General features: G+C 33.3%; 24 protein-coding genes. 17 read left to right on the top strand and 7 right to left on the bottom strand.

What is annotated here, in order from left to right:
* Nucleotides 1–273 precede the first annotated feature (273 nt).
* The 6 genes from hutU (at nt 274) to B7R67_RS01300 (ending at nt 5047) form a co-directional block, all read left to right on the top strand.
* Entirely contained in the window at nt 274–1950 is a 1677-nt protein-coding gene (gene hutU / locus B7R67_RS01325) for a urocanate hydratase (RefSeq protein ID WP_088066815.1), read from the top strand.
* Nucleotides 1950–3206: an imidazolonepropionase gene (gene hutI / locus B7R67_RS01320; protein WP_088066813.1), complete on the top strand. Its 1257-nt coding sequence runs from the start codon at nt 1950–1952 to the stop codon at nt 3204–3206. Before hutU ends, hutI begins: the two co-directional genes overlap by 1 nt.
* 81 nt (nt 3207–3287) lie before the next feature.
* The gene (locus B7R67_RS01315) at nt 3288–3641 is read left to right on the top strand and encodes an ArsR/SmtB family transcription factor (protein ID WP_208615617.1); all 354 of its coding nucleotides are present in this window, start codon (nt 3288–3290) and stop codon (nt 3639–3641) included.
* A complete protein-coding gene (locus B7R67_RS01310) occupies nt 3638–4093 on the top strand; it encodes an SRPBCC family protein (protein ID WP_088066811.1) in 456 nt (151 codons plus the stop codon). The genes B7R67_RS01315 and B7R67_RS01310 overlap by 4 nt, the downstream gene beginning before the upstream one ends.
* A gap of 206 nt (nt 4094–4299) precedes the next feature.
* On the top strand, nt 4300–4725 hold the full coding sequence (locus B7R67_RS01305) for a MarR family winged helix-turn-helix transcriptional regulator (RefSeq protein WP_088066809.1): 426 nt from the start codon (nt 4300–4302) through the stop codon (nt 4723–4725).
* On the top strand, nt 4709–5047 hold the full coding sequence (locus tag B7R67_RS01300) for a DUF3147 family protein (RefSeq protein ID WP_088066807.1): 339 nt from the start codon (nt 4709–4711) through the stop codon (nt 5045–5047). The genes B7R67_RS01305 and B7R67_RS01300 overlap by 17 nt, the downstream gene beginning before the upstream one ends.
* A gap of 32 nt (nt 5048–5079) precedes the next feature.
* Here B7R67_RS01300 and fabF read toward each other — a convergent pair whose 3' ends face one another.
* Complete coding sequence (gene fabF / locus B7R67_RS01295; RefSeq protein WP_088066805.1) at nt 5080–6315, bottom strand: beta-ketoacyl-ACP synthase II; 1236 nt, start codon at nt 6313–6315, stop codon at nt 5080–5082.
* Between the two features lie 121 nt (nt 6316–6436).
* Here fabF and B7R67_RS01290 point away from each other — a divergent pair, with 121 nt between their 5' ends.
* Together B7R67_RS01290 and B7R67_RS01285 are read left to right on the top strand one after the other, a co-directional pair.
* A complete protein-coding gene (locus B7R67_RS01290; RefSeq protein ID WP_088066803.1) occupies nt 6437–7288 on the top strand; it encodes a helix-turn-helix transcriptional regulator in 852 nt (283 codons plus the stop codon).
* Nucleotides 7289–7610: 322 nt separating this feature from the next.
* On the top strand, nt 7611–8171 hold the full coding sequence (locus B7R67_RS01285) for a GNAT family N-acetyltransferase (protein WP_158094997.1): 561 nt from the start codon (nt 7611–7613) through the stop codon (nt 8169–8171).
* 107 nt (nt 8172–8278) lie between these two features.
* Here B7R67_RS01285 and B7R67_RS01280 read toward each other — a convergent pair whose 3' ends face one another.
* A complete protein-coding gene (locus B7R67_RS01280; RefSeq protein ID WP_088066799.1) occupies nt 8279–9058 on the bottom strand; it encodes a hypothetical protein in 780 nt (259 codons plus the stop codon).
* A gap of 14 nt (nt 9059–9072) precedes the next feature.
* Nucleotides 9073–9651 (bottom strand): matrixin family metalloprotease, encoded by a 579-nt coding sequence (locus B7R67_RS01275; RefSeq protein WP_088066797.1) that lies wholly within the window; start codon nt 9649–9651, stop codon nt 9073–9075.
* A 486-nt stretch (nt 9652–10137) separates the two neighbouring features.
* Here B7R67_RS01275 and ftsZ point away from each other — a divergent pair, with 486 nt between their 5' ends.
* From ftsZ to B7R67_RS01255, 4 genes are all read left to right on the top strand, one after another.
* The gene (ftsZ, locus tag B7R67_RS01270) at nt 10138–11484 is read left to right on the top strand and encodes a cell division protein FtsZ (protein WP_235822056.1); all 1347 of its coding nucleotides are present in this window, start codon (nt 10138–10140) and stop codon (nt 11482–11484) included.
* Nucleotides 11485–11820: 336 nt separating this feature from the next.
* Nucleotides 11821–12342, top strand: a complete 522-nt coding sequence (locus B7R67_RS01265; RefSeq protein WP_088066795.1) for a sigma-70 family RNA polymerase sigma factor — start codon at nt 11821–11823, stop codon at nt 12340–12342.
* On the top strand, nt 12329–13027 hold the full coding sequence (locus B7R67_RS01260; protein WP_088066793.1) for a DUF4179 domain-containing protein: 699 nt from the start codon (nt 12329–12331) through the stop codon (nt 13025–13027). Before B7R67_RS01265 ends, B7R67_RS01260 begins: the two co-directional genes overlap by 14 nt.
* An 11-nt stretch (nt 13028–13038) precedes the next feature.
* Entirely contained in the window at nt 13039–13473 is a 435-nt protein-coding gene (locus B7R67_RS01255; protein ID WP_158094996.1) for a DUF5643 domain-containing protein, read from the top strand.
* A gap of 321 nt (nt 13474–13794) precedes the next feature.
* On the opposite strand, the gene B7R67_RS01245 is transcribed toward B7R67_RS01255, so the two are convergent.
* Nucleotides 13795–14727 (bottom strand): patatin-like phospholipase family protein, encoded by a 933-nt coding sequence (locus tag B7R67_RS01245; RefSeq protein WP_088066788.1) that lies wholly within the window; start codon nt 14725–14727, stop codon nt 13795–13797.
* 409 nt (nt 14728–15136) lie between these two features.
* Here B7R67_RS01245 and B7R67_RS01240 point away from each other — a divergent pair, with 409 nt between their 5' ends.
* From B7R67_RS01240 to B7R67_RS01225, 4 genes are all read left to right on the top strand, one after another.
* Entirely contained in the window at nt 15137–15568 is a 432-nt protein-coding gene (locus B7R67_RS01240; RefSeq protein ID WP_088066786.1) for an AbrB/MazE/SpoVT family DNA-binding domain-containing protein, read from the top strand.
* Nucleotides 15569–16102: 534 nt separating this feature from the next.
* Nucleotides 16103–17059 (top strand): nucleotidyltransferase family protein, encoded by a 957-nt coding sequence (locus tag B7R67_RS01235; RefSeq protein WP_088066784.1) that lies wholly within the window; start codon nt 16103–16105, stop codon nt 17057–17059.
* Between the two features lie 157 nt (nt 17060–17216).
* Nucleotides 17217–17960, top strand: a complete 744-nt coding sequence (locus tag B7R67_RS01230) for an AlbA family DNA-binding domain-containing protein (RefSeq protein WP_088066782.1) — start codon at nt 17217–17219, stop codon at nt 17958–17960.
* A gap of 454 nt (nt 17961–18414) precedes the next feature.
* The gene (locus B7R67_RS01225) at nt 18415–21915 is read left to right on the top strand and encodes a S8 family serine peptidase (RefSeq protein WP_235822055.1); all 3501 of its coding nucleotides are present in this window, start codon (nt 18415–18417) and stop codon (nt 21913–21915) included.
* Nucleotides 21916–21989: 74 nt separating this feature from the next.
* Here B7R67_RS01225 and B7R67_RS01220 read toward each other — a convergent pair whose 3' ends face one another.
* The 3 genes from B7R67_RS01220 to B7R67_RS01210 form a co-directional block, all read right to left on the bottom strand.
* Complete coding sequence (locus B7R67_RS01220) at nt 21990–22172, bottom strand: hypothetical protein (RefSeq protein ID WP_088066780.1); 183 nt, start codon at nt 22170–22172, stop codon at nt 21990–21992.
* A 1136-nt stretch (nt 22173–23308) separates the two neighbouring features.
* On the bottom strand, nt 23309–23608 hold the full coding sequence (locus B7R67_RS01215; RefSeq protein WP_088066778.1) for a hypothetical protein: 300 nt from the start codon (nt 23606–23608) through the stop codon (nt 23309–23311).
* Complete coding sequence (locus B7R67_RS01210; RefSeq protein ID WP_088066776.1) at nt 23586–23795, bottom strand: hypothetical protein; 210 nt, start codon at nt 23793–23795, stop codon at nt 23586–23588. Before B7R67_RS01210 ends, B7R67_RS01215 begins: the two co-directional genes overlap by 23 nt.
* 447 nt (nt 23796–24242) lie before the next feature.
* Between B7R67_RS01210 and B7R67_RS01205 the strand changes: the two genes are divergently transcribed.
* On the top strand, nt 24243–26081 hold the full coding sequence (locus B7R67_RS01205; protein WP_088066774.1) for a BglG family transcription antiterminator: 1839 nt from the start codon (nt 24243–24245) through the stop codon (nt 26079–26081).
* Nucleotides 26082–26089 lie beyond the last annotated feature (8 nt).

The following is a 26089-nucleotide window of genomic DNA, read 5'->3' as shown; positions in this document are numbered from 1 at the left end:
ATATCAATAAAAATCATCACTTTATCAACAAAGTTCACATCTTTATCAATAAAATACACTTAATGTTCGCTTTTAATAAAGAGAGCAGCCTTATCCATTAATAAAAATCACACCCCAAAAAGCAAATTTATAAAGAGAAATTGAGATAAATTATAAAAATGAAATTAACAAATAAAAATAATGAAATAAATTATAAAATAATCATCATTTTATAATAAGATATCGGAAAATTCGTGTTAAACTGAAAACATCACAACGAGGGGGTAATAAATTATGAATACGGTTACACAAGATAAAGTTATAAGATATAGAGGTACAGAATTAAATACTAAAGGATGGCAACAAGAAGCAGTTCTTCGTATGCTAATGAATAACTTAGATCCAGAAGTTGCAGAACGTCCAGAGGATCTTGTTGTATATGGCGGAATTGGTAAAGCAGCTCGTAACTGGGAGTGCTTTGATGCAATCGTTGATTCTTTAAAAAACTTAGAAGCTGATGAAACATTATTAGTTCAATCAGGTAAGCCAGTAGCAATCTTTAAATCACATACTGATGCACCACGTGTTTTAATTGCTAACTCAAACCTTGTTCCTGCATTTGCAAATTGGGAAACATTCCATGAATTAGATAAAAAAGGCTTAATGATGTATGGACAAATGACAGCTGGTAGCTGGATTTATATCGGTTCTCAAGGAATTGTACAAGGAACATATGAAACATTTGCTGAATTAGCAAAACAACATTTCAACGGTACTTTAACAGGTACAATCACAGTTACTGCTGGTCTTGGTGGAATGGGTGGAGCTCAACCACTTGCTGTAACAATGAACGGCGGAGTTTGTATCGGAATTGATGTAGATGAAACAAGAATCGATCGTCGAATTGAAACTAGATATACTGATGTAAAAACTGATTCATTAGATGAAGCAATTCGTCTTGCTGAAGAAGCGAAAAAAGAAGGTAAAGCATTATCAATCGGTCTAATCGGAAATGCATCTGATATTTTACCAGAAATGATCGCTAGAAACTTTATTCCAGATGTATTAACTGATCAAACATCAGCTCATGATCCGTTAAATGGTTATACTCCATCTGGTATGTCATTAGAAGAAGCGGCAGAATTAAGAGCATCAAACCCAGAAGTTTACATTGCACGTTCAAAAGCTTCAATGGCGACTCATGTAAAAGCAATGCTAGAAATGATGGAAAAAGGTTCTGTAACATTTGACTATGGTAATAACATCCGTCAAGTTGCGAAAGATGAAGGTGTAGAAAATGCATTTGCATTCCCAGGATTCGTTCCAGCTTATATTCGTCCACAATTCTGTGAAGGTAAAGGACCATTCCGTTGGGTAGCATTATCAGGTGACCCTGAGGATATTTACAAAACTGACCAAGCTATTTTACGTGAATTTGCTGATAATGAGCACTTATGTAACTGGATTCGTATGGCTGGTGAAAAAATTGAATTCCAAGGTCTACCATCTCGTATTTGTTGGTTAGGTTATGGCGAGCGCGCTCGTTTCGGTAAAATCTTAAATGACATGGTTGCAAGCGGTGAATTAAAAGCACCAATCGTTATTGGACGTGACCACTTAGACTCAGGATCTGTAGCATCTCCAAACCGTGAAACTGAAAGTATGATGGATGGTTCAGATGCAGTTGCTGACTGGCCAATCTTAAATGCAATGATCAACGCTGTAGGTGGAGCTACTTGGGTATCTGTTCACCACGGTGGTGGAGTAGGTATGGGTTACTCATTACATGCAGGTGTAGTAATCGTTGCAGATGGTACGAAAGAAGCAGAAGCACGTATTGAACGTGTATTAACAACTGATCCTGGTATGGGTGTAGTACGTCATGCTGATGCAGGTTATGAATTAGCTAAGCAAACTGCACGTGAAAGAGGAGTAAACATTCCAATGCTTGATAAAGGAACTGATAAGTAATGACAAAACCAATTTGGATTAAACACGCAGCCCAATTAGCTACACTTGCTTCTGAAGTTAAAGGTCCTCGCTCAAAGGAAGCAATGTCAGAGCTTGGCTTAATTGAAGATGGCAGCTTATGGATTGAAGATGGAGTAATCCAAGCTGTAGGTACAACAAAAGAAATTCAAGATCGCTATGCAGAAAGAATTCATGAAGCAGAAGTAGTTGATGCTTCAAACCAATTGGTTACTCCTGGACTAGTTGATCCGCACACACATGTTGTGTACGGTGGAAGCCGCGAGCGTGAATTTGAAATGCGTCTTGAAGGTGCAACATATATGGATATTATGAATGCGGGTGGTGGAATTCATGCAACTGCCCGCATGACTCGTGAAGCGACTGAGGAAGAATTAATGGAGCAAACAATGCGCCGTTTAGACTCATTCATTGCACACGGTGTGACAACTGTTGAAAGTAAAAGCGGTTATGGTATGGATTTAGAGACCGAACTAAAACAGTTAAGAGTTATGAAAAGATTAAAGGGAAAGCATGCAGTTGAATTAGTTCCTACTTTTATGGGTGCTCATGCTGTGCCAAAAGAATTTAAAGGTAGAGAAGACGAGTTCATTGATCACTTAATCAATGACATGCTTCCAATTATTGCAGAAGAAAAACTAGCTGAATTTAATGACGTTTTCTGTGAAAAAGGTGTATTTACACCAGAACAATCAGAGCGAATTTTAGAAGCTGGTAAAAAGTATGATTTAATTCCAAAAATTCATGCTGATGAAATTGAACCGTATGGTGGAGCAGAACTAGCAGCCAAAGTTGGCGCAATTTCAGCTGAGCATTTGCTTAAAGCATCAGATGAAGGCATTTCTGCAATGGCTAAATCAGGAACAATTGCTTGTCTACTTCCAGCAACAGCACTTTATTTACGTGAAGATGCTGCAAAAGGTAGAAAGATGGTTGATGAAGGAGTAGCTGTTGCAATTTCAACTGACTGCAATCCTGGTTCTTCACCAACGACTTCTATGCCACTAGTGATGAACTTAGCTTGTATTTCGATGCGACTAACACCTGCTGAAAGTTTAACAGCAGCAACATACAATGCTGCTTGTGCAATCAATCGTCAAGATAAAATTGGCTCACTTGAAGTTGGAAAGCAAGCAGACATCGTTCTATGGAATGTTAAAAACTATCAAGAATTACAATATTTATTCGGCGTTAACCATGTGAATCAAGTCTGGAAAAAAGGTGTAAAAGTACATTAATAATGAAAAGAGGAATTGCTCTGGCAATTCCTCTTTTTTTTTAACCAATCATTTTGTTCACCTTGACATGCAACTATTTAGTTGCTTAATATAGAATGTAAGAGGAGGCTGAATGAAATCGATCACGTTTTTAAAGCACTTGCTGATTCAAGTCGTAGAAAACTTCTTGATGAACTTTACATGAATAACGGACAAACATTAAGTGAGTTATGCCAACATCTTGACATGAGCAGGCAAGCAGTAACGAAACATTTAGTACTTTTAGAAGAGGCAAATCTAGTTGTTGTAGAGTGGAACGGACGCAACAAACTTCATTACCTTAATCCAGTTCCAATAAGCGAAATTTCTAAACGATGGATTAACAAATATGAACAAAGTCGTTTAGATGCACTGAGTGAGTTAAAATCGAATCTCCTGGAGGATGAGAACGAATGAAAAAGCCCGAATTTGTTTACGTTACCTATATAGCAACTACACAAGAGAAACTATGGGAAGCTTTGACAAGCACACAATTTACTGAAAAATACTTTTTTGGAACTGCAATTCAATCAGATTTGCAAGAAGGATCAACGATTTCATATTTGCGAAATGGAGAAGTCACTGATTACGGAACGATTTTAAAATGCAACCCATATCATTTACTGACTTTTACTTGGAATCATACAAATGACCAAACAAATCGCAAGGAACCATCAGTTGTTACATTTGAGTTAAAACCATTAGATTCAACTGTAAAACTGACTCTTAAACACGAAAATTTAGAACCTACAGACATTGTGGATCGCGATGATACATTCGAAGGATTAAACAATGGCTGGCCAGCAATATTAAGCAACTTGAAAAGCTTACTAGAAACAGGCAACACTTTGCCACCTATCTCGATTTAACAAGAATATTTCATCTAATAGATTTCAAAAAGAGTCTTTTCGAGGCTCTTTTTTTATGCTTAATTCTGATAGTTTATAACGTTTTTTCCAATCCTATTAGTCCTGACTTTCCTAAATCCTGCACGAAACGTTTTGTATATATCGCATTGTAAGATATAATCTGTTTGGAAGATATAATCGTATAATACGATATAAGGAGAATGAACATGTCAAATGAAATTAAACGACTGAATGAGCTATGGACCGATATTTATTACGTATTACGATATAAACATAAAGAGCAGATTACCCATCAGAGCGTTAGGATTTTACAAATTATCGATAAAGAAAATGAAGTAGGAATAAAAGATATAGCTGAAGGGATTCAAGTGTCTCATAACACAGCTTCAGAGCATGTTAAGCGCTTATTAGACAAGGAATATGTTTTCAAAACTCGTGGTGAGATTGATCAAAGAAAAGTTACATTAGAGCTGACTGACTTAGGAAAAGAGGTCTTGCTACAAAATTCTAGTTTAGATGAAGAAAAGCTACATCAACTTCTTTTTGAACACATGACTGAACAAGAAAGAGAATCTATTTTAAAAGCATTTGATTTAATGAAAGAGAGAGCACAAAATGTACACGATCATTAAAATTTTGACATCAGCAATTATAATTGGCGTTATTACTGAAATAGCGAGAAGATTCCCGACACAAGGTGGCTTAATTGCGGCATTACCGATCGTAAGTCTTTTAAGTTTAATTTGGCTAAATGTACAAGGGGCACAGATGCAAACGTTAAGTAAATTCGCTTATGGTGTCGCATTAGGTATCCCAGCTACATTAGTTATGCTACTGATTATTGGCGTAGCACTTCAACATTCATTGCACTTGATTAGCGCAATCGGCCTTGGAATTGTAGGATGGCTTATTTATAATTTTGCCCAAGATTTAGTAGTAAAACATTTATTTTAGTAGTAGGAATTAATGAAAAATACGAGTGAAAATCACTCGTATTTCTTTAAAACAATCGCTGCATTATGTCCTCCGAAACCAAATGAGTTCGATAGACCAGTATTTATATTTTGTTTACGAGCAACATTCGGTACATAATCTAAGTCACATAATGGATCAGGATTTTCTAAGTTAATTGTAGGAGGAATGATCCCTTCCTTTAAACTCATTGCTAATGCAATGGCTTCAACTCCACCAGCTGCACCTAACATGTGTCCAAATATGGATTTGTTAGCTGTTACTGGAACTTGATAAGCTTGTTCTCCAAACAACTTCTTAATTGCTTTCGTTTCACTTATATCTCCTACTTGTGTACTTGTTGCGTGGGCACTTATTACATCAATCTCTTCAGGAGTTAAATTTGCATTTTTTAAAGCAGATTTCATTGCAAGATAGGCACCCTGTCCTTCTGGATGCGTAGATACCATGTGATGTGCATCTGAACTTGCACCATAACCTATAACCTCGGCATAAATCTTAGCACCTCTACTTAAAGCATGGGATAAAGATTCTAAAATTAAAATTCCTGCACCTTCTGACATGACAAATCCATCTCGATTTTCATCAAATGGACGGCTAGCTTTAGTAGGCGTATCGTTTCTTGTTGATAGTGCTGTTGCATTACCAAAACTAGCGATTGATAAGTCAGTTATCGCTGCCTCTGTGCCTCCTGCAAATACTACATCTGCTTCGCCTAAACGGATTAATCGAAAGGCTTCGCCAATCGATGTATTACCAATTGCACAAGCAGAAACAGGTGATAAGGATGGACCCATTGCGTTCCACTTAATACTAATTTGCGCTGCAGCTGCATTCGAAATCATAGCTGGTACTAACGTTGGACTAACTCTTTTAGGTCCTTTTTGTCTAAGGATATCAACATTTTCAATAAATGTTTCGATACCACCAATACCGGATCCTACGTAAACTCCTAATCTTTCCACATCTATTTTGTCGAGGTCTAACTTTGAATCCGTCCAAGCTTGTTCAGCTGCAGCCAAAGCAAATTGTGCAAAGCGATCTAATCGTTTCGCTTCTTTTTTTCCTAAAACTTCATCTGCATTAAAATCATGGACATTACCTGCGAATTTCGTCTTTTGCTCAGTGACATCAAATTTTTCAATCAATGAGATACCAGACTCACCTTTAATCAGATTGCTCCAAAATGTTTCAATATCATTACCTATAGGAGAGACTACTCCCATTCCAGTAATTACAACTCGTTCCACTTTTCATCACTCCAAATTAAGAATATACTTGTATTTTACAAACTATTTATCCTATTACAAGGGATAGTTTATCCTGGTATAACGAATACTAGGTTAATTGAATTGATGAGGAGTTTTAAAAATGAATGATAAAACGAGGCTTGAATCTTTGTCGACATTCTTAAAAACAAAGCGTTCCCAAATTACGCCTGAGTCTATTGGTTTGCCTGCTGGGACACGGAGAAGAACCCCAGGGTTACGGAGAGAGGAAGTTGCTCAATTAGCCGGAGTAAGTACTACTTGGTATACATGGTTAGAGCAAGGAAGAAATATAAAAGTTTCTTCGAGTGTATTAGATTGTATCGCAATAGCACTTCAATTAAATAGTGATGAAAGAGACTACTTATATAACTTAGCATTAGAATCAAAATTAGAAATGATTGATCAAAAAAAGGAACAAACAACGCTTAGTCCATCTTTAAAACGGATATTAAATGAATTAACATATTGTCCAACGATTATTACAGATCGACATTGCCATATAGTGGGTTGGAATTCTGCAGCTGCCCATGTTTTTTTAGATTTTGAATTAATTCCAAATGATGAAAGAAATTTGATTCGTTTAGTTATCACACGAAAAGAATTTAAAGCATTAGCGGTTAATTGGGAACATTTTGCAAAAGGTTTTCTTGCAATATTTCGTACGTATTATGGCCATTATTTAGGGGATGAATGGTATAATCAATTTATAAGCGAAATGAGTAGTTCGTATCCTGAATTCCAAAATTTATGGCAAGAAAGTCAAGTAAATAAAGCGCCAGAGATGATCATTGAATTTAGACATGCTAAGGCAGGGAAGATGTTGTTTAACTTAACATCTCTCCAAGTTCAAGGTGAAATGGATCTACGATGTAGTATTTATACACCAGTTGAAGAAACAGAAACAGAAAGTAAATTAAAACGATTAATGAAAAAGATTAGTGATGAAAAATAATAAAATGTTTCTATGAATGTAATTTATTAGATTGGTTTGAATGAATAAGTAAAATTTTTACCTTTGGATAAACGAGCTAATCTCTCAACAATACTCACAGCTATCAAGTAGATCATCACAATATTAAATTAGTTTTTTTTAAGACAATCTAGATGGATTAATCCTGATGATTGTCTTTTTTATTGACTCTATGAAACTATACAAAAACATTTATTTTATTTTAGTCATATAATAATAAAGGAAATTAAAGATTTATATAGAAGGTAAATATAGGGGTTTATTCATATAAGAAATCGATTACGAAAAAATGGAGGAATTAAACGTGGAACAATTAATCGTACGTCCTTATACATACGAAGATGCAGAAGATAAGCTGCATTTACATTTAGAAAATAGAGAACACTTTCAGAAATGGTCCCCAACTAGACGAACGGAAGAATTTTTCACATTAGAGGGTCAAATCGAAAGCATTAAACAAATGATGAAAAATAGTGAAGAGGATACTAGATACGATTTTGCTATTTTTATAAAAAAGGATAATTCACTTACTTTAATAGGAGAAGTCCAGTTTATCTTTGTACAAAGAGGACCAAAACAATCTTGTATGGTAGGCTACCACATTGGTGACAAGTTTAACGGACATGGATATATGACAAAAGCATTGGAAATGGCATTGAAAATTGCTTTTGAAGATTTGAAATTCCACCGCGTTACTTCAGAAGTAAATCCAGAAAACTTTGCTTCTTTACGAGTGCTTGAAAAACTAGGATTTGTTAAAGAAGGTTACTACAGAAAGAATTTGAAAATTGATAATGTGTGGTATGATCATGTATGTTTGGCTCTATTAGAGGAAGAGTTTTCTGCAAAGATTGCATCAAAATAAGTACATAATGTTAAAGAAAAGCACGTTATCATTTCAATTAAAAGAGTAATGTGCTTTTCATGTTTATTTTGTTGAATAACTAGATAAAGTCTACCTTCAACTATAAATTAGCTATCTATTTTATTGTTTAAATCTGTAATTTCTTCATTTATTTTTAATTCTTTTTCTCTTTCATTATCAGTAATATGCATAGGTGTACCTCGATTGTATTTCTTTGATTTGAGATCATAAGTAAATCTACCTTTATATCCACCCATTATTCCATAAAACTTAAAATCCGTATTCAGAGTCCCGGTATCATCAGTTAAAAAGGCGATAATGTTTTGCCCAACTGTAGAATTCGGAATACCTTCAAGCATCACCTTTATTTTTTCTTGTGACTCTGTTCTAGATAATTTCGTGCCTTTTTTATTTAGGCCAAATTCATTTTTTGTAATTTCTCCACCATATTCTAAAATTGTAATGATAGTTCCTTTCAAATTTTTGTCACCAATGATGACTTTTTTTATTTTAAATTTTAACTTAGTATATGGTGTGCCACTGTCATCTCCATTCATAAAAATATATGGCTCAGATGCAATAACTGTACCTTTAACTACTAAATTAGAATCTTTCATTAATGCTTCGGTACTATCGAAGTTACCAAAAAGTAATGCATTCGAAATGATGACATCTTTTTTTTGATTTGATTGATCATAGGATATGTGAGAAGAAAGTTTTTGTTTTTCTTTACTTAATTCTTCACTTTTAATATATTTTTTTTCATTATTTAAATTCGGTAATAGATTAGTTTTTTTAAATTTTTCTTGATTATGATGGTTTAAGTAAATGAATGGAACTAATAAGGTAATAAGTAAAGTAGTAAGAATCAGTTTATATTTTATCATTATATTTTCCACCCTTATTTATAAATAGAATTGATACCATTAAATTGGTCATTTTGCGGGATGTTGGTAGTTGAGGAGTTTCCATTAGAATGCATTAAATTTCCATTAATATTGGTATGATTTAGTCCAAGTCCATGTCCAATTTCATGTGCATGAACAAGTCTTTTTTGCCAATCGGTTAATTTATCGTAAGTACCTGATTGTAAATCAATTTTAGCCCAATACCAATCAGTTTTTGAAGCATCTACATTTTTATCACCATACATGAAATATGTGAGAGCGGCTACTCCGTTATTGGGTGAAGAAACTTTGTAGACATCAATAACTGAAGATGATTGAGCTGTAGTTTCTCTAAAAGAAATTGGGGTAGTAATAGTTCCGTAAATCCATTTATCCATAGCATCTATAAATTTCTGTTTTTCGGAACCTAATGAATTATTAAGAAAATAATATTGTCTATTTTGACCATAATAACCGACCCCATTAACTAGCTTATGACCAAATGTATTGTAGGCATAAGTTGTTTTGATAGGAATAGAAAAACTTAGTAAAACACAAATTAAACAAATTAATCCTGTAGAAAAATTTTTCATATTTTTCGCTCCTTTTAACTATTTTAAAAGAATAAATTTCCTTTATTTTAATATTTTACCAATTATATTTATTTTTAGGAGTTGTAAACTTGAATAAATTGTGAAGAAAATCACATTTGAATTTTTTATGAAAATGGGATCACCTATCAATAGATTACAAATTAAATAAAGATAAATTATGAAATGTACCATGATATTTTTTGGGAGATTATTACAAAGTGGATATAGATATTACATTAAGATGTTAATATACGTGATTTAGTTAAAGCTATATTAAGGAATAATTATCGAAAAGTATATAAGTGTTTTTCTTGTATAGTAGGGTAAGGGGGAATAGGACAATAAATGTGATTTCTATAGAAAAATATTCTCTTAATCTATTAAAAAACTACATAAACAGATAAAACTTCGAACGAATATGAGTCGTTCTTCTAAAGATGAGAAGAACATGAAATTATGCAATTTGTATGACGGGGAGGAATAATCATGTTTGAATTTGATACAAGTTTAGAACAATTCGCTAGAATTAAAGTAGTTGGCGTTGGAGGCGGCGGAAACAATGCCGTAAACCGTATGATTGAAGATGGAGTTGAAGGTGTAGAATTTATAGCCTTTAATACAGATGCACAAGCACTTAAGCAATCAAAAGCAGGGCTTACGATGCAAATCGGTGCAACTCTAACTAGAGGGTTAGGAGCAGGTGCGAATCCGGAAATTGGAAAAAATGCCGTAGAAGAAAGTAAACAAGAAATTGAAGAAGTGCTAAAAGGTGCAGATATGGTTTTCGTAACAGCGGGAATGGGTGGTGGCACAGGTACTGGGGCAGCGCCAGCCATTGCAAAGATTGCACGTAAGCTAGGTGCACTTACAATTGGAGTTGTAACTCGTCCTTTTAAATTTGAAGGGAAAAAACGTGCAACGAATGCTGAAGGTGGAATTAGAGAGCTAAGGGACGCAGTTGATACGCTAATTATTATTCCGAATGATCGCTTATTAGAGCTCGTTGATAAAAAAACACCAATGCTTGAAGCATTCAGAGAAGCAGATAATGTATTACGTCAAGGTGTACAAGGAATTTCGGATCTAATTGCAGTTCCAGGATTAATCAATCTGGACTTTGCTGACGTAAAAACAGTTATGTCTCATAAAGGGACAGCCCTAATGGGAATTGGTATAGCTAAAGGTGAAGGTCGTGCAGTGGAAGCAGCTAAAAAAGCTTTAAATAGTCCATTGCTAGAAACTTCAATTAATGGAGCTCATGGTGTCATTATGAATATAACTGGTGGTAACAACTTAAGTCTGTTTGAAGTTCAAGAGGCTGCAGATATTGTCGCAGCAGCTTCTCATGAGGAACTAAATATGATTTTTGGTTCAGTCATTGATGAAAGCTTAAAAGATGAAATTATTGTCACTGTTATTGCAACTGGATTCACCGAACAAAAGGATAAAATAATACCAGCACAACCTCAACAACCTTCAACGGAAGAACTGACGAATCGATATCAAAGGGAAGAACGATATCAATATAATGCGGTGAACCGAGGCGAACAAGAGCAAAATTATGACGCATATCAATATGAACGAACGAATCGAAGAGAGCAATCTCCTTATGACCGATATAGATATGAACAACTTAACCGTGAACAGAATCAAGAATACGATCGATATCAATATGAACCGGTAAGTCGTAGCGAGCAACAAGAGTATGATCGTTACCAATACGAGCGTGTAAATCGTAGTGAACAACAAGAATATGACCGCTATACAGAACAAGAAGTAGAAACTTCTTATATTCCTGCTTTCTTACGCAAACGAAATAAACGACCAAGATAAGTTAAGGGTTAAAAGTATAATAATATTTTTAAAGAAGATAAGTCCTATTGTACAGGACTCATCTTCTTTTTTTACATTAAGAAAGTATAGATTGGTAGCGATGTAGAAGGCTTTAGTAATAAGTGCAACTAAACCTTTGTCTTCGTTCGCCTAAATGTTCGCCAAACGACGAGTTTTCTTTATGGGTATTAATAAATACAGATCCATCAATGTATAATTACATGGACATACAATTTAAGGAAAAAAGACCATTTATTGTAAAAATATAAAATTTACTAAAACTTTTTTTGATTTTAGGAGTCTAATGTATAGTACATCGAGATGGAGGGGTTAAGTTTGGAGGATTCTAATCTAGTAGAAAGGGCTATTAAAGGTGATGAAGATGCATTTCTATTAATTATGTATGAACATAAATTATCTTTATATAAAACAGCGCTTGCCTATTTAAAAAATAAAGATGAAGCAATTGAAGCCGTTCAAGAAGTTACGTATCGAGCCTATCGTAACATCCATTCTTTGAGAGAACCAGGGTATGTAAAAACTTGGCTAATCCGGATTATGATTAATTATTGTCAGGATCTTATTAAAAAAAATAATAGAGTCGCATTTAATGAGGACTATATATTACAGCAGAGTACAAATGAAGACTATCAATATCTAGAAATAGAAGAAGCATTGTCTCAGCTTGATGAAACACAACGCCAACTCCTACATTTAAAATATTTTCATGATGTCAAAATAAAAGATATCGCAGTTATGTGGAATCGCCCTGAAGGTACAGTTAAGACCTGGTTAAATAAAGCGCTTAAATCGTTAAGAGGGATCCTTGAGGAGAAAGGAGAAAATGGTCGTGTTTGAAAAAGAAGAAAATGAACTTAAAAACTGGAAAGAACAGTATGAGAACGTTGATATACCTTTAAGTGAGATAGACAATGCGATTCAAAATGGTTTTCAAAAAGCGAAAATGACAAAAATAAAGGCAAAACAGAAACGTAATACTTGGATTTGGTCAAGTATAGTAGCAGCTATCCTTTTTATTGGTTTTTTAACAAGTATTCGTGTATCACCTACATTTGCAAGCTATATAACGAATGTCCCAGGAATGGAGAAAATCGTTAAGCTTATCCAAAATGATAAAGGATTAGTTTCTGCATTTGAAAATAAATATGCTCAAGAAATTGGCATTTCACAAGAAAAGAATGGGGTTAAGGTAACAATTAATTCTGTTATTGCTGATGAACAAGGAATCGTTATTTTTTATACGATCGATTCAAAAAAATTACAACATAATTTACAATTAGTGAACATGAATCTTCAACCAAAAAATGGAGATGAGTTTCCAGAACACTCTGCAGATTATGAGCTTCCTGTAAAAGAGGAATTAAAATCCTATACAAATAGCATTGAATATTATTTTAATGAACCGTACGAACAACATGATTTTAAGTTAAATCTAAAGATAAAAAGTAAAGAAGCTTCTGAACAATTTTCAATTCCATTTTCGATTAAAAACAAGAGAAAACGAAACAAATATATGAATTGAATAAAACTGTCGTGATTGATGGGCAAAAAATAAAAATTAAAACGGTTACAATTTATCCTCTTCGTGTAGCTGTGAAAATAGAAATGGATGCAACAAACTCAAAGAAAATTTTAGATTTTCCTGATATAAGACTCGTAGATCAAAAAGGAGAGGTTTGGTCTAAAATAAAAAATGGAACGACAGCTAGTAAAATTAGTGATAGAGAGCAAATTCTATATCTACAAAGTAATTACTTTAAGGATCCAAAAGAATTATATTTGGTGTTTAATAAACTACAAGCTGTTGATAAGGACGAAGATTATATTTTAGTTGATACCGAGAAACAACAAATTTTGAAACAACCAAAAGGGGATTTTTTATCTGACTTTAAAAAGGAAGGGTCAACTTTATACTTTAATTTAAATACTAAGAAAGAATTTCATTACTTCTCTTCTTATTTGGATTAATGTATGATGCAAATGGGAAAGAAGTTGAAAGTAACGGATCCTCTAATGAAGGATTTAGTCAGAATAAGCAAAGAATGAGTATAAGCATTTCTAAGCAAAACTTTAAAAACCCTTTGAAAATCAAGTTGGAATTTTATCCTTCATATATTGAAGGCAAAGCTAAAGTAAGAGTTAAATAGTGAAATAAAAAGTGCATCTTTTTCTAATTTGAGAAAGATGCATTTTTTTGCAGCTGTTTAGAAAACTGCCGATGTTAGGCAACTAAGCCATTGTCTTCGCATAAAGGCTCGATAATCGGCAAGTTTACTTTATTTTCTAAATCTACTCAGGCTTTTTACAAAATGGCTCAATTGGATAATTTCTTTTAAATTTGGTGAAATCCCAAGAATTGAGAAATCTTTTAGCAGCATGATAACCATTAGAATAAAGTAATTGTTTTTCTTTTTTTGTTAAATTGAAATCTGTACTAGAAATTTTACCAGTAGGAATTTTTATAGTTCGTTCATTTACTTCTCTAGTTAAATGACGAAGGTCATGTGCTTGTCTCATTGTTTGGTAGATTGATTTGTAAAATGAAATAGGGTTCTGATCGTCTAGTGGTTTTCCGGTGATTTCATCTTCTACTAATCGAAAGCCAAAAGTTGGCCATTCTTGATGATCATCAAATATCCAAATTGGAAAATTACTGAGTAATCCACCATCTAAAATAAAAATTGGGTAATCAAAGGTAGGAGTTTTTAGTTTAATAGGTTGAAAGAAGAATGGGATTGTACCACTCATCCGAACAGCATTAGCAATAGTAATATCTTTAGTTGTTAAGCCGTATTCTGCTAAATCATCAGGAAGAACAACCATTTTACCATTACTAATATCTGAAATAATGATTTTTAATTTCCGTTCACCTAAATCATCAAAATAGCGAATACCTTTTTTTAGTAATAAAGTTTCTAACCATTCTTCTTCAAAGTCATTTTTATATAATCCATTTTTAAACAATAAATTTAAACCTAAACCGATTAAAGGGATGTAGTGCAACCATGTTTTTGTAATGAATTTCTTGTAATCTAACTCTTCCATAATTTCTTTTAATTCTTTTCCGGTATAGCCACATGCTAGTAGGGTAGCAACTATTGCCCCAGCGGAAGTTCCTGCTAAACGTGCCCATTCATATCCTGCTTCTTCCAAAGCACAAATGGCACCAACATGTCCAATCCCTCGAACGCCTCCACCTTCAAAGATACCATCTACTTTCATTTTTTTGTTACACCTTCCTTTCAGATTTAAAAGTTTTATTTATATAATCATATGGAAGGTTTGGTATATATGTGATTAACCTTTCAGTCAGTATGTTCATATTAAAAAAATATTTTTCGGGAAATATTTTCGACATTCTTTTTAGTGCTGAGATTTAAAATATCTATTAATATATTAGGTAAAAATTTCCAAAAAAATATAGTGAGCTTATTAAGTGAATTTTTTAAAAATATCATTTATTATTAATGAAACTGGTATCCGAATTATTATTAGAATAATTGATTCATAATAAGTAGTGAGAAAATTAAAATAATTTGATATTATTATCTTAATCTCAAGGTATTTTAGTTTGAATTACTTTGAGAACATAAAAAAATAGAGAGATAGAGATAAATGGGGAGTTGCATTTATGAAATCAACAGGAATTATTAGGAAGTCAGATGATCTAGGAAGAATTGTTCTACCAAAGGAGCTAAGAAATACAATGAATTTAGAAAGTAATGCTCCTTTTGAAATTCATATTGAAGAAGGGATGATTATTCTTACAAAGTATGATGAAGCTTCAGGAATTGGCGGTTTTGTTAGAAGACTTGATGATTTAGGAAGAATTGTGTTACCAAAAGAATTAAGAAAAAGGTTAAATCTAAATATATCTGAATCATTCGAGGTATTTGTTGATAATCAAAGGATTATCCTTAAACAATATGTTTCAAACAATGCTTGTATGGTAACTGGTGTTGTTGATGAAGACAATTTTTCTTTTGAAAGCGGAAAAATTATTGTAAGTAAAGCTGGTGCAAAATTACTTATTAAAGAATTAGAAGAATACATAGCTAAATAATAAGCTGTTTGAAGTGCTCCTTTATCTTTATTTAAAGTATAAGAGCACTTTTTTTCGTTGTGAAATTACATGGTCTGTCAAATAACTACCTCCAATATTAAGCAAAGTTCAAACGTTTACAGTTATCTATTTACGACAAATTTATTAAAACCTTCAAAAATACACCAAGATAATAAGATACTACATAATATGATAAATTCCATTTTTCATTTCTCTCCTTTATATTCGTTCTATTTTTTTTCGTTTTTAAGATTGTATGTTCTGTTTTGTGTTCGTATTTTTATTATGCACAAACATTCGTTCTTATGCAAGTGATTTTTTTTTGAAATATATAATATTTTATGTAAAAATAGAATTTGAATAGGTCGTACGTTCGTGTTGAGCGATTTTATTGAATTATTTTTTAATGGAGTTTAGTAGAAAATTTTACTTAAGTTTATTTAGAAAATACTAAAGTGAAGTATGAAGATAAAGTATGTTTCTTTCCAAAATATGGTAGGATAGGGTTAGGTAAATCGTTTAAGGAGAAAATGAATGAGCTTAATAGAGAATCAAAAGAATTTCTTTGAAAAGTATAAAATCGATGAACAAGAATTTGAACAGTATTGTTTGGACTGGTCAAAATATATTGAAATTTACAAAGAATACATATCAGAAATACCAAATCTCGAAACTGTAGCTACTTTTATTTCAGAAATACTTCGTAAAAATCCTGAAATACATACAGTGAAGTCAAGAATCAAATATCCAGAGCATTTAATCGAAAAAATTATTCGAAAAACGATAAAAGGTAAAAAGACCGATCTAAAATATGAAATAAATGTTTCGAATTATAAAGTAGAAATAACGGATTTAATTGGGATTAGAGCATTGCATTTATATAAGTATCAAGCAGCTGATATCGACAAAACAATTAGACAAAATTGGAATTTACATGAAAAAGCAACAATTTATCATCGATTAGGAGATATGACAAGTGAACAAAAAATCGATGAAGAAAAATTTCAGTTTTTAGTTCACGATGCCGGTTATCGTTCATGGCATTATGTTATTAAATCGCAAATGACAAAAGTAAACTATCTTGCAGAAATACAAGTTCGAACGATTTTTGAAGAAGGATGGAGCGAAATTGACCATCAATTAAGATATCCGTATGATTTAGATAATGAAATCTTAAATGAGCAGCTATTAATCTTGAATAGATTATCAGGCGGGGCTGATGAATTAGTGAATTCAATTCTTCATACTAAAATGAGTATTTATCAACAAAACCAGGAAAAAGAGTTTCGTGAGCAACAAATTCAAGAGTTATTAAATGAAATTTCCAGCCTAGAAGAGGAAGGGAAATTAACAGGATCTGATAAGAAGTCATTAGAAGATAAGGTTAAGCGAATAGAAGAAAAGAACATTAAAGTTAATTATAGTAATCTGTTTAATACTCGCTCGGTTGAATATCATTTTAAACCAAGAATATTACCTAGTGATTTTTAATTTGAGGTTATAATTGCCAAAGCCAATTGCTTTGGTTTTTTGTGTTTTTCACCCTGAAAATTTACTACGTTTTCTAGTTGCCATTTCTTTTTTTCTAACATTTAATGTAATAACAGATCTAGTTTAGATTTAAAAAAAATGAAACTAGGTGGAAAAAATGGTTAAAAGGCCGATTTATAAGCAGGAATTTCTAAATACTTTTAATTATGCAGATAAGAATTTTGATATTGCTTCGCTTAAAAGTCTGATTGAACAGTCTTTTGGTGAAAATAATGCATTGGATTTTAAGGAAACATTTGTTAGAGAGGATCAAATTGCAAAATTAATTATTGCAATGGCGAATTCTGGCGGAGGGTCGATCATATTTGGAGTAAATGACGATAATCAACCAGTTGGAGTATTAAAAGAAGAATTGAAGGATCCCACTGATTTTCAAAGAAAGCTCAATGGTTATTTACCTTCGATTTTAAGTTATAACCTCCAGCAAATTGATTATGATGAGAATGAAATGTATGGATATTTTAGTGGTAAAACCTTTTTTATTATTTATATCCCTGAACAAAATCGGTATATTCCCTTTATCGCCAAAAGAGGATCTGATAAATTATTTACTGATAAAATCTATATTAGAAAGAATACTTCAAATGAAACAGCTACAAATGAAGATTTAGAAATTATTTTTAGGAAAAGGCTTATTGAACAATATGAGGATTTATCAAATATGAGTCTAAATGAGCATATGGAGCAACTAAAAATCTTGTATAGAATCGCTACAATAAGTGTAGATTCTAGTAAAAATGAAAAGAGTCATAAAGAAGATTTTGGTGAATTTATTGCTAGAATGATTGAGAAGAAGAAGCGGAAGATTGAGATGGTTTTGGAGGTTAGCAATATTGAATGAGGATGTATTTATTATGACCACATAAAGTGGTTTTTTTATTTATACATTAACTGTAAATAGATAGGTAATTTGTAAGTGTAACAAGTATACACAAGCTAAAATGGACTCGAGTTTTTTGTGTTAAAAATTAGAACATTCTCTCGAAAATTGGTCATTACCAGTGGATGGGAGAGGTATGAGATTCTACTAGTTCTAATGGTAGAGATATAATTTTGACTATTATTAAGTTGGGTTAATTTCATTAAGTTATGAACAGGAAAATTAGTGAAAACTAACAGAATACTAATGAATCTAAGAGATTTATAACCCAATTGACCAAAAAATGAATATTCTTTATATTTTGATATTGTAAACGTCTTTAGCGAATTGGTTTAAATATGAACTTAAAAGATCTTTTTTAAAAGATTCATATTGGCACTCGCTAAGATATTTTATCAGAATAGGAGAGTGTTAGATGATGGGAAAGCCTAGGTTTACGAAGTATGTTACTGCGGTAGTAACAACGGCTCTTATTGCCGTTCCTACTTTTCAAGCGTTTGCTGATGGGACAAGCAATAATTTCTTAAATTCAGCAAAAAGCATTTCTGAAGAAACAAATCTTCAGGGGATTAACGCTAAAGTAAGTACTGGAAAGCATGTGATTACTCTTATTACTGGTGATGTTGTTACAGTTACAGAATTTGCGGATGGTCAAAGTGCCATCAGTGTTGAACCAGCTGATAAAGCTGGAGGCGGTGCACGTTTTCTTACGGTCAAGAAAGATACATATGTCATTCCTAATCAGGCGATGCCTTACTTAGCTTCAGGGGTTTTAGATCGAGATTTATTCAATATTACTAATCTAATTGCTGAAGGGTATGATGATGCTTCTCAAGAGACTTTACCTCTAATTGTACAATATTCAGAATCAAAAGCTCGCTCAGCAAAGCCTACTCTAAAAGCTTCTAAAAAGACACATGAACTTGAGAGTATTAATGGTGAGGCACTTTCCGCTGATAAGAAGGATTCGAAATTATTCTGGCAGGATGTTAAGAAAAATATACAATCTTCAAAAGCAACAAAATCATTACTTGCACCAGGTATCGAAAAGATTTGGTTAGATGGTCTTGTAAAAGCGACACTTGAACAAAGTGTTCCACAGATTGGGGCACCAACTGCTTGGAATGCTGGTTACAATGGGACGGGTGTAAAGGTGGCAGTTCTTGACACAGGAATTGACGCGGAGCATCCTGATGTTGCAGGTCAAGTGAAGGAAGCAAAAAGCTTCGTTCCAGGTGAAGATATACGTGACTTTAATGCACACGGTACACATGTTGCATCGACTGTACTAGGAACAGGAGCGGCTTCAGGTGGGAAAAATAAAGGTGTAGCACCAGGTGCAAGTTTACTAGTAGGAAAAGTACTAAGTAATGAAGGGTTTGGACTTGATTCATGGATTATTGATGGAATGGAATGGGCTGCACACAATGCCAAAATTGTCAGTATGAGTTTAGGCAGTAGTGAGCCAACTGATGGAACAGATCCAATGGCTCAAGCAGTAAATAATCTAAGTGCTGAGACAGGATCGCTGTTTGTAATTGCAGCAGGTAACACAGGTGCTGAGGGAATTGGTTCACCAGGGTCAGCAGATGCAGCACTTACAGTAGGTGCGGTGGATAAATCTGATAATCTAGCATACTTTTCATCAAAAGGTCCTCGTTTTGGAAGTTCAGGATTAAAGCCTGACCTAACGGCACCGGGTGTAAACATTAACGCGGCTAGATCACAATTTGCCAACAAAGGAAGCGGTTCTTATATTTCAATGAGTGGAACATCGATGGCAACGCCACACGTAGCTGGTGCGGCTGCTATTTTATCACAGCGTCATCCTGATTGGTCAGGTGCTCAGTTGAAAGATGCTTTAATGAGTACAACGAAAAAACTAGATGCTATTAAGCCGTTCGAGGGTGGAACTGGGCGACTTGATGTAGCAGCTGCAACTTTAGGAAAGTTACGTGCAACAGGTTCACTTGATTTTGGTTTCTATAAGTGGCCACATGAGAATGACGTATCCGTTGATAAAACAATAACTTATACAAATGATGGTGATGAGCCTGTAACATTGGACCTTTCAGCTAAGGTTACTGGTAAAAATAATTCAGATGCACCAGCTGATTTGTTCAAACTATCAACAAACAAGATTACTGTACCAGCAAAAGGAAGTGCTAAAGTTACTGTAACATTGGATCCAAAAGTTGCTGCAAATGGTGAACGTTATCAAGGACAAATTTCAGCCAATGCAGAAGGTAAAACAGTTGTTCATACAGCATTGGCAGTAATTAAAGAAGAGGAAAGATATCCGCTTACACTAAAAGCGATTGATCGCGACGGGTCTCCTGCATTAGCATATATCAATTTACTTGGTCCTGACGGGATTCCGCAGTTTATAGCTGTCAATGGTACAACAGAATTAAGATTAAAACCAGGAACTTATTCAGCGATGTCCATGATGGATGTAGATAGCGAAACAGATCATGCTGGAGTTGCTCTTGTCGGAAATCCAGAAATTAACTTAAATGGTCCGCAAACAGTTGAATTGGATGCTCGTAAAGCAAATGAAATTACAGCAAATGTTCAAAAGGATACCGAGGCGACGTTTAGAAAAATGGAATATTACCGTGAAATCGATGGAAATAGCGTCGGCGACATTTATGTTATGCCAATTATGGTGGATAAAATGTATGCTGCCCCAACAACGAAAGTTAAAAATGGTACGTTTACTATGAACACGCGTTGGCGCCTTGCAGAACCTGTAATGACGATTAACTTCCGCGGCCAAATATTGGATGAAATCCCACAGGCTGGAAGTACGTTATTAAAAGGAAACTATGGAATTGATGCTGTTAATCTTATTGATGCTGCCAAGTCTGGAAAAGTAAGACTAAACGTAAAAGGTAATCCTGATACTGAATACGTTTATGATCTTGTTGATAACCACGATGAAGCAATTCCAAATGACGTAACGTATTCACCAAAACCGAAAGATCTTGTAAAAATTAATACTCAATATAAATCAGACCGTCCGGCACCGGGTGCGGAATTCCGTTGGGATATCCCATCTTACCGTCCATCTGGAGTAGGGTTCCGATTTAAATTAAATCTACCTTCTGTTAGAACTGAGTGGGTATCAGCGCAAGAGGGGACATCATGGTACCATCAAGCTAGCGTATTAGATGCAAATTGGGAAGTGCGACAACCAAAAGCGATGTACAAACCTGGTCAAACGCTTGATGAAGAATGGTTCGCTCCAGTTGCACGTCCTCGTTTAGGGGATGGATTCTGGAAACCTTATCGAACAGGAAATAGCTTAGTGATTAACGTACCTGCATGGGCTGACTCAGGAGTTGGAAGCACAGGGTCGGACACTACTTATCCAGGTACACAAACTGTAAAACTTTATCAAGGATCAAAACTAATGAAAGAAGCAAAAGGACAAGCAATTTACTCCTTTATCAATTATCCAATTGAAAACACGGAATACAAAGTAGTTTCTGATGCTTGGCGCGACCCTGCACGTTGGAATACATCGGTTAGCACACATACAGAATGGACATTCTGGTCTAAACAACAAGAAGAATATAAAACAGAATTACCATTCTTATCGCTTGATTATAAAGTCGATACTGATATGAATGGGATTGCAAAAGCAGGCCGTAAAATCAAATTAGGATTAACTGCGATTCAAGTAGCTGATGCTCCAGGAAGCGGTAAAATTAAAGGAGCTACACTTGAAGTTTCATATGACGAAGGTAAGTCATGGGAAAAAGTAGATTTAAATGCTGAAGGAAATGGTTGGTCAGCCGACGTTGAAAATCGTAAAGGCGCATCTTCTGTATCACTTCGAGCTAGCGCTTGGGATGAGCAAGGGAATAGCATTAAACAAGATGTAATTAAGGCTTTTGGATTAAACAATTAAGACTATAGGATAGAAAAAACAAGAGGCACCTTCAGTTTAGGAGGGTGCCTCTTGTTTTAGTAAAAAAGGGTATGTTAAATGTTTTGTTCTGCTTTTTCAGTATTTAAAAGCTCTTTCATAAAGTTAAGATTGTATGTATGGCGTTCTTTACGTTTACTATGTCTAGTTAGTTTAATTAATTTTTCATAGTAAGCAATTTCCTCTTCAAGTGATGTAATGACATTTTCGCGATATTCTTTTAGTTCATGTTCGTTCATTTATCATTTCTCCTTTATTAGGGATTTAATAGTTTAAGTATATCATTTTTAGTGGTAAATAAATCAAGTTTCGTTTTTTGTAGAGCAAGTATAGAAACATAAGTTTATTTTGATTTTATTATTAAATTACAAATGATCCTCAAATTTATTAATTTATTTAATTTTTGGCTCTGTAAAAAAAGAATGTTGATGATTTCCTTGCAGGATGCTCGCTTTCCATGGGGCGTGAGCTGAGCCTCCTCGGCAAGCCTGCGGGGTCTCACCCTTCCCGCTACTCCCATAGGAGTCTCCCACCTTCCACTCCAATCAATCTCTTTAAATTGCATAAAATCTTTTTTAAATATGTGTTTTGTAAAAATCAACAATTCACAAATGAAATAAATTTAGTTATAGTAGATTCCGTTTTTGTTACGTGTACCCATTTATTTAAAAGTACAATAAATTGACATAATAATGTATATTTTCTATGAAATTTTAATAAACCTAGTTGAAATGATTGTGCTTGGAAAGTATATTATTTTTAAAATTGTGAAAGTGGAAGGTACCATGAAAAATTTACTATGTTCTATATTACCTGGTTTATTAATTTTCACATTTATATTGGTCGATTCTTTGTATCCCGAAAGTAAATATATAATACTAGGAATATATATTTTTTTCCTTTGGTATTTATACTCCAAAGTATTTTTTGTTCAAACTCAAAAAAAGTTCTAATTGTGGGATATTTAATATCATCTTTAGCAATTATCCTACCAATTTCAATTTTGTATAATATGGGGAGTATGCTAATACCAGTCATAATATATTTGTTTTTAGGAGTATTTTCTTCTTTTATTACTTTGAAAAAGAAAAGTAACGGCGTTTAATGGAGAGAGGTATTCCAACTTGAAAATTAGTATTTTTAGGATTATAGGTATATTTATGATTACCAGCCCCATTCTTTTGTATGATCAAAAGATTGTTGGAGAAAAAATGGCTTTTGTTATTTTTATAATAGGTGTAATCATTCGGTTTTTATTTAGGGAAAATAAAACAATATAAAGTTATCAAAAGGGCTGTCCCATAAGTTAGGAAACTGGTTTATGGGACAGCCCTTTTTGAATACATCTACCACCTGAGTCATTTTAATCAATCGCCTAATTTATATACTTTTTTAATACATTTTTCTTAATTTCACTATAGTAATTGACGAACGATTCGTCATCAGAAATAAAATCGTATTTTTTAATTTCACCGAATTTATTAAATTCAGAGAGCTTACCTAAATGAGATTTGCCAGTAATGCTATATTTTCCAAATCCAATCGAGGTAACTCCGTATTCATTTGATGTATCACCCTGACGTAAAAATAAAATATATTCTTGATTATCACTCATTTTTACATAGGCATCAGCTTGAACGTATTCATTTTTATTAAAATAGGAAGGTTCGTTCAATAATCATAATTTTCTCGCCTGTTTTTAACTTACCTTTATAACTTTTTAGTATTTCTACTTGTTTTCTTTGCCCTAAAGGTATTCCATTTAGAATAAATTGAGAATCATCTTGAATCGTCTTAACTTTTACGATGAACTCAGAACGATTTTCTAATTCACTTATATTTCGTACTACTGGAAAGTCCAAGTGGCTTTTAAGTTCACTTATTTTTATATCATCAATACTTCTAGCTGTTTAACCCCTGTTACTATTACATCCAACTAATGAAAGTGCAATTATAGTCAATATAATTTTAAATTTTATGTTTTTCATAATCTCACTCCTTACTATTGATTCGTTAATTTTAAAATTTTTTTAGTAATTACTTCTGATGTATTTGTGACAAATTACTACAACTACGATCAGAATTCATAAACTTATCAAATTTTATATAAAAGACCGCGAAGTAAGTGAGTTATCATCTTAGTGTTTATTTAATTTTTTTGAAACATTAAAAGGATTCAAAATTACTTTGAAGAATTACTTCACCAATTAAAGAGAAAACATTTTGTCTGTTTAACTTTTTAGAAGATTAATATAATGAAGATGTAATCGGTTACAACATCTTTAACTACTAGTAGAGCGGTGATAAGAATGTTAACAGTTAGAGAGCTTCAAATTGTGACTAAGCTGTTAGATGCGAGGTCTTTAGTTCGGATTAAGGATTTGTCTGATGAGTTTCAAGTTAGTACGCGAACAATTAAATATGATCTGGAGAATGTCCGGAGCTGGTTTAAAGATCAAAGCATTTTGTTACATTCACAAACGAATAAAGGATTGTGGGTTGATTGTGATGATTTAATGCGTAAAGAGTTGCGAAATCAGTTAACACAAATTGAGAGATTTAGCATCTATCCTGATCAATCAATTCGAGTTAAAAGAATAACGATGCTTTTGTTATTACAAAATGAGTATTTATCGGCAGCAGAATTGGCGGAGAAAATAGAGGTTAGTCGAAATACAATTTTAAGTGATTTGAACCATGTTGAAGAATTTGTGGAGTCATGGATGATTCAGCTTGAGCGGAAGCAACGTACTGGTTATCGATTAGTTGGGCAGGAGCTTAATCTGCGGGTGCTTTTAGAGCATTTAATTTTTACTAGTTTAAATAATTACCAAATTTATAAAATAACAACAAGAATTATGAAAAATGTAAATGAATTAGAGACAGATCCGATTTTAGAAGAGCAACTCCAATCTGTCTATTCAATTGTTGAAAAACATATGCAAAATACGTTCACCTCTAAGCTATCAAAATTAATACATCATTCTGACTTGCTTAGAATCTTAATTCGGCTAACGATTTCGATCATGCGAATGAATATGGGAACAACTTTAAAAGGATATCGTTTAGTTGACCAAATGCATTACGACGATGACATTTCAATTTTTGTTATTAATTTAATGGAAAAAATATTTAATGAATTAAGATTACCGATGTTTGAAGATGAATATCAATACATTTCAGGAGGATTAGTGAAAGAAACTGAAAGTATAAATTTAGTTGAGATAACAGAGGGAATTATTAAACATGTCAGTTTACAAGAAGGAATTAACTATTATAAAGATTCGAAGCTTTATAGTAATCTATTTGCCCATTTAACAATACGGTTCCAAAAAGGGGCAATTCAATTTACTGAAAATAATCCCTTTACTGATGAAATTAAACGAAATCAGCCAAGTTTGTTTAAGAGCATACAGGAAGCTTGTCATAAGCATATTCAAAACCAAGTAATCGCTCCGCCAGATTCATTTATCGCATTTATTGCGCTTCACTTTCTCGTATCATATGAAAATACTTTTCAAAATCATCAAAAAGCACGTGCACTATATGTTTGCTCCACTGGAAGAGGTGTTGCAAAACTTATTAAAAATAGAGTTGAAAAAGAAATTAAAGAAGTTGAATTTGTGACATATTGTTCAATTTTAGAGGTTGAAGAGATTTGTAAATTAGAAGAAATAGATTTAATCGTCAGCGTTTTTCCAATCGAATCAGATATTCCTGTTGTAGTCGTTGAAGCAGTGCCAACGAAACGAGATCTAGAAGATATACAAAATCAAGTAACGCAAATAGTGAATATGGGATTGAGGAAATTAGCTAGTAAACCGAAATTGGTTGAGAAAATACAAAATGACGATGCTGAAGCAATTAGCCAAGAAATTCTGCTAAAAGGATTTGAAATCTCCCACGAAATCTTAGGAACATTCCATGATGAGATTGAAGAAAATCGAAAAAGTGCATTTATGCTACATATTTTCCTAATGGTACATCGTTACTATTTTAATAAACAGTATGATCAAAACCTTTATTCAAAAGTAAAAAGCCTTGAGGTGAACGGGTTACGGATTGAAAAGTTGAAACAAATTTTAGAAGAAAAAGAGATTCAGATTAACGAAACAGAAATGATTACACTTTGCCAATATTTAAAGTAATGGATGTG

This window comes from Gottfriedia luciferensis (genome assembly GCF_002156865.1).
Lineage (GTDB): Bacteria > Bacillota > Bacilli > Bacillales > Bacillaceae_G > Gottfriedia > Gottfriedia luciferensis.
The sequence above is the reverse complement of the archived record's forward strand: the minus strand, read 5'-3'. Positions and strand labels throughout refer to the sequence as shown.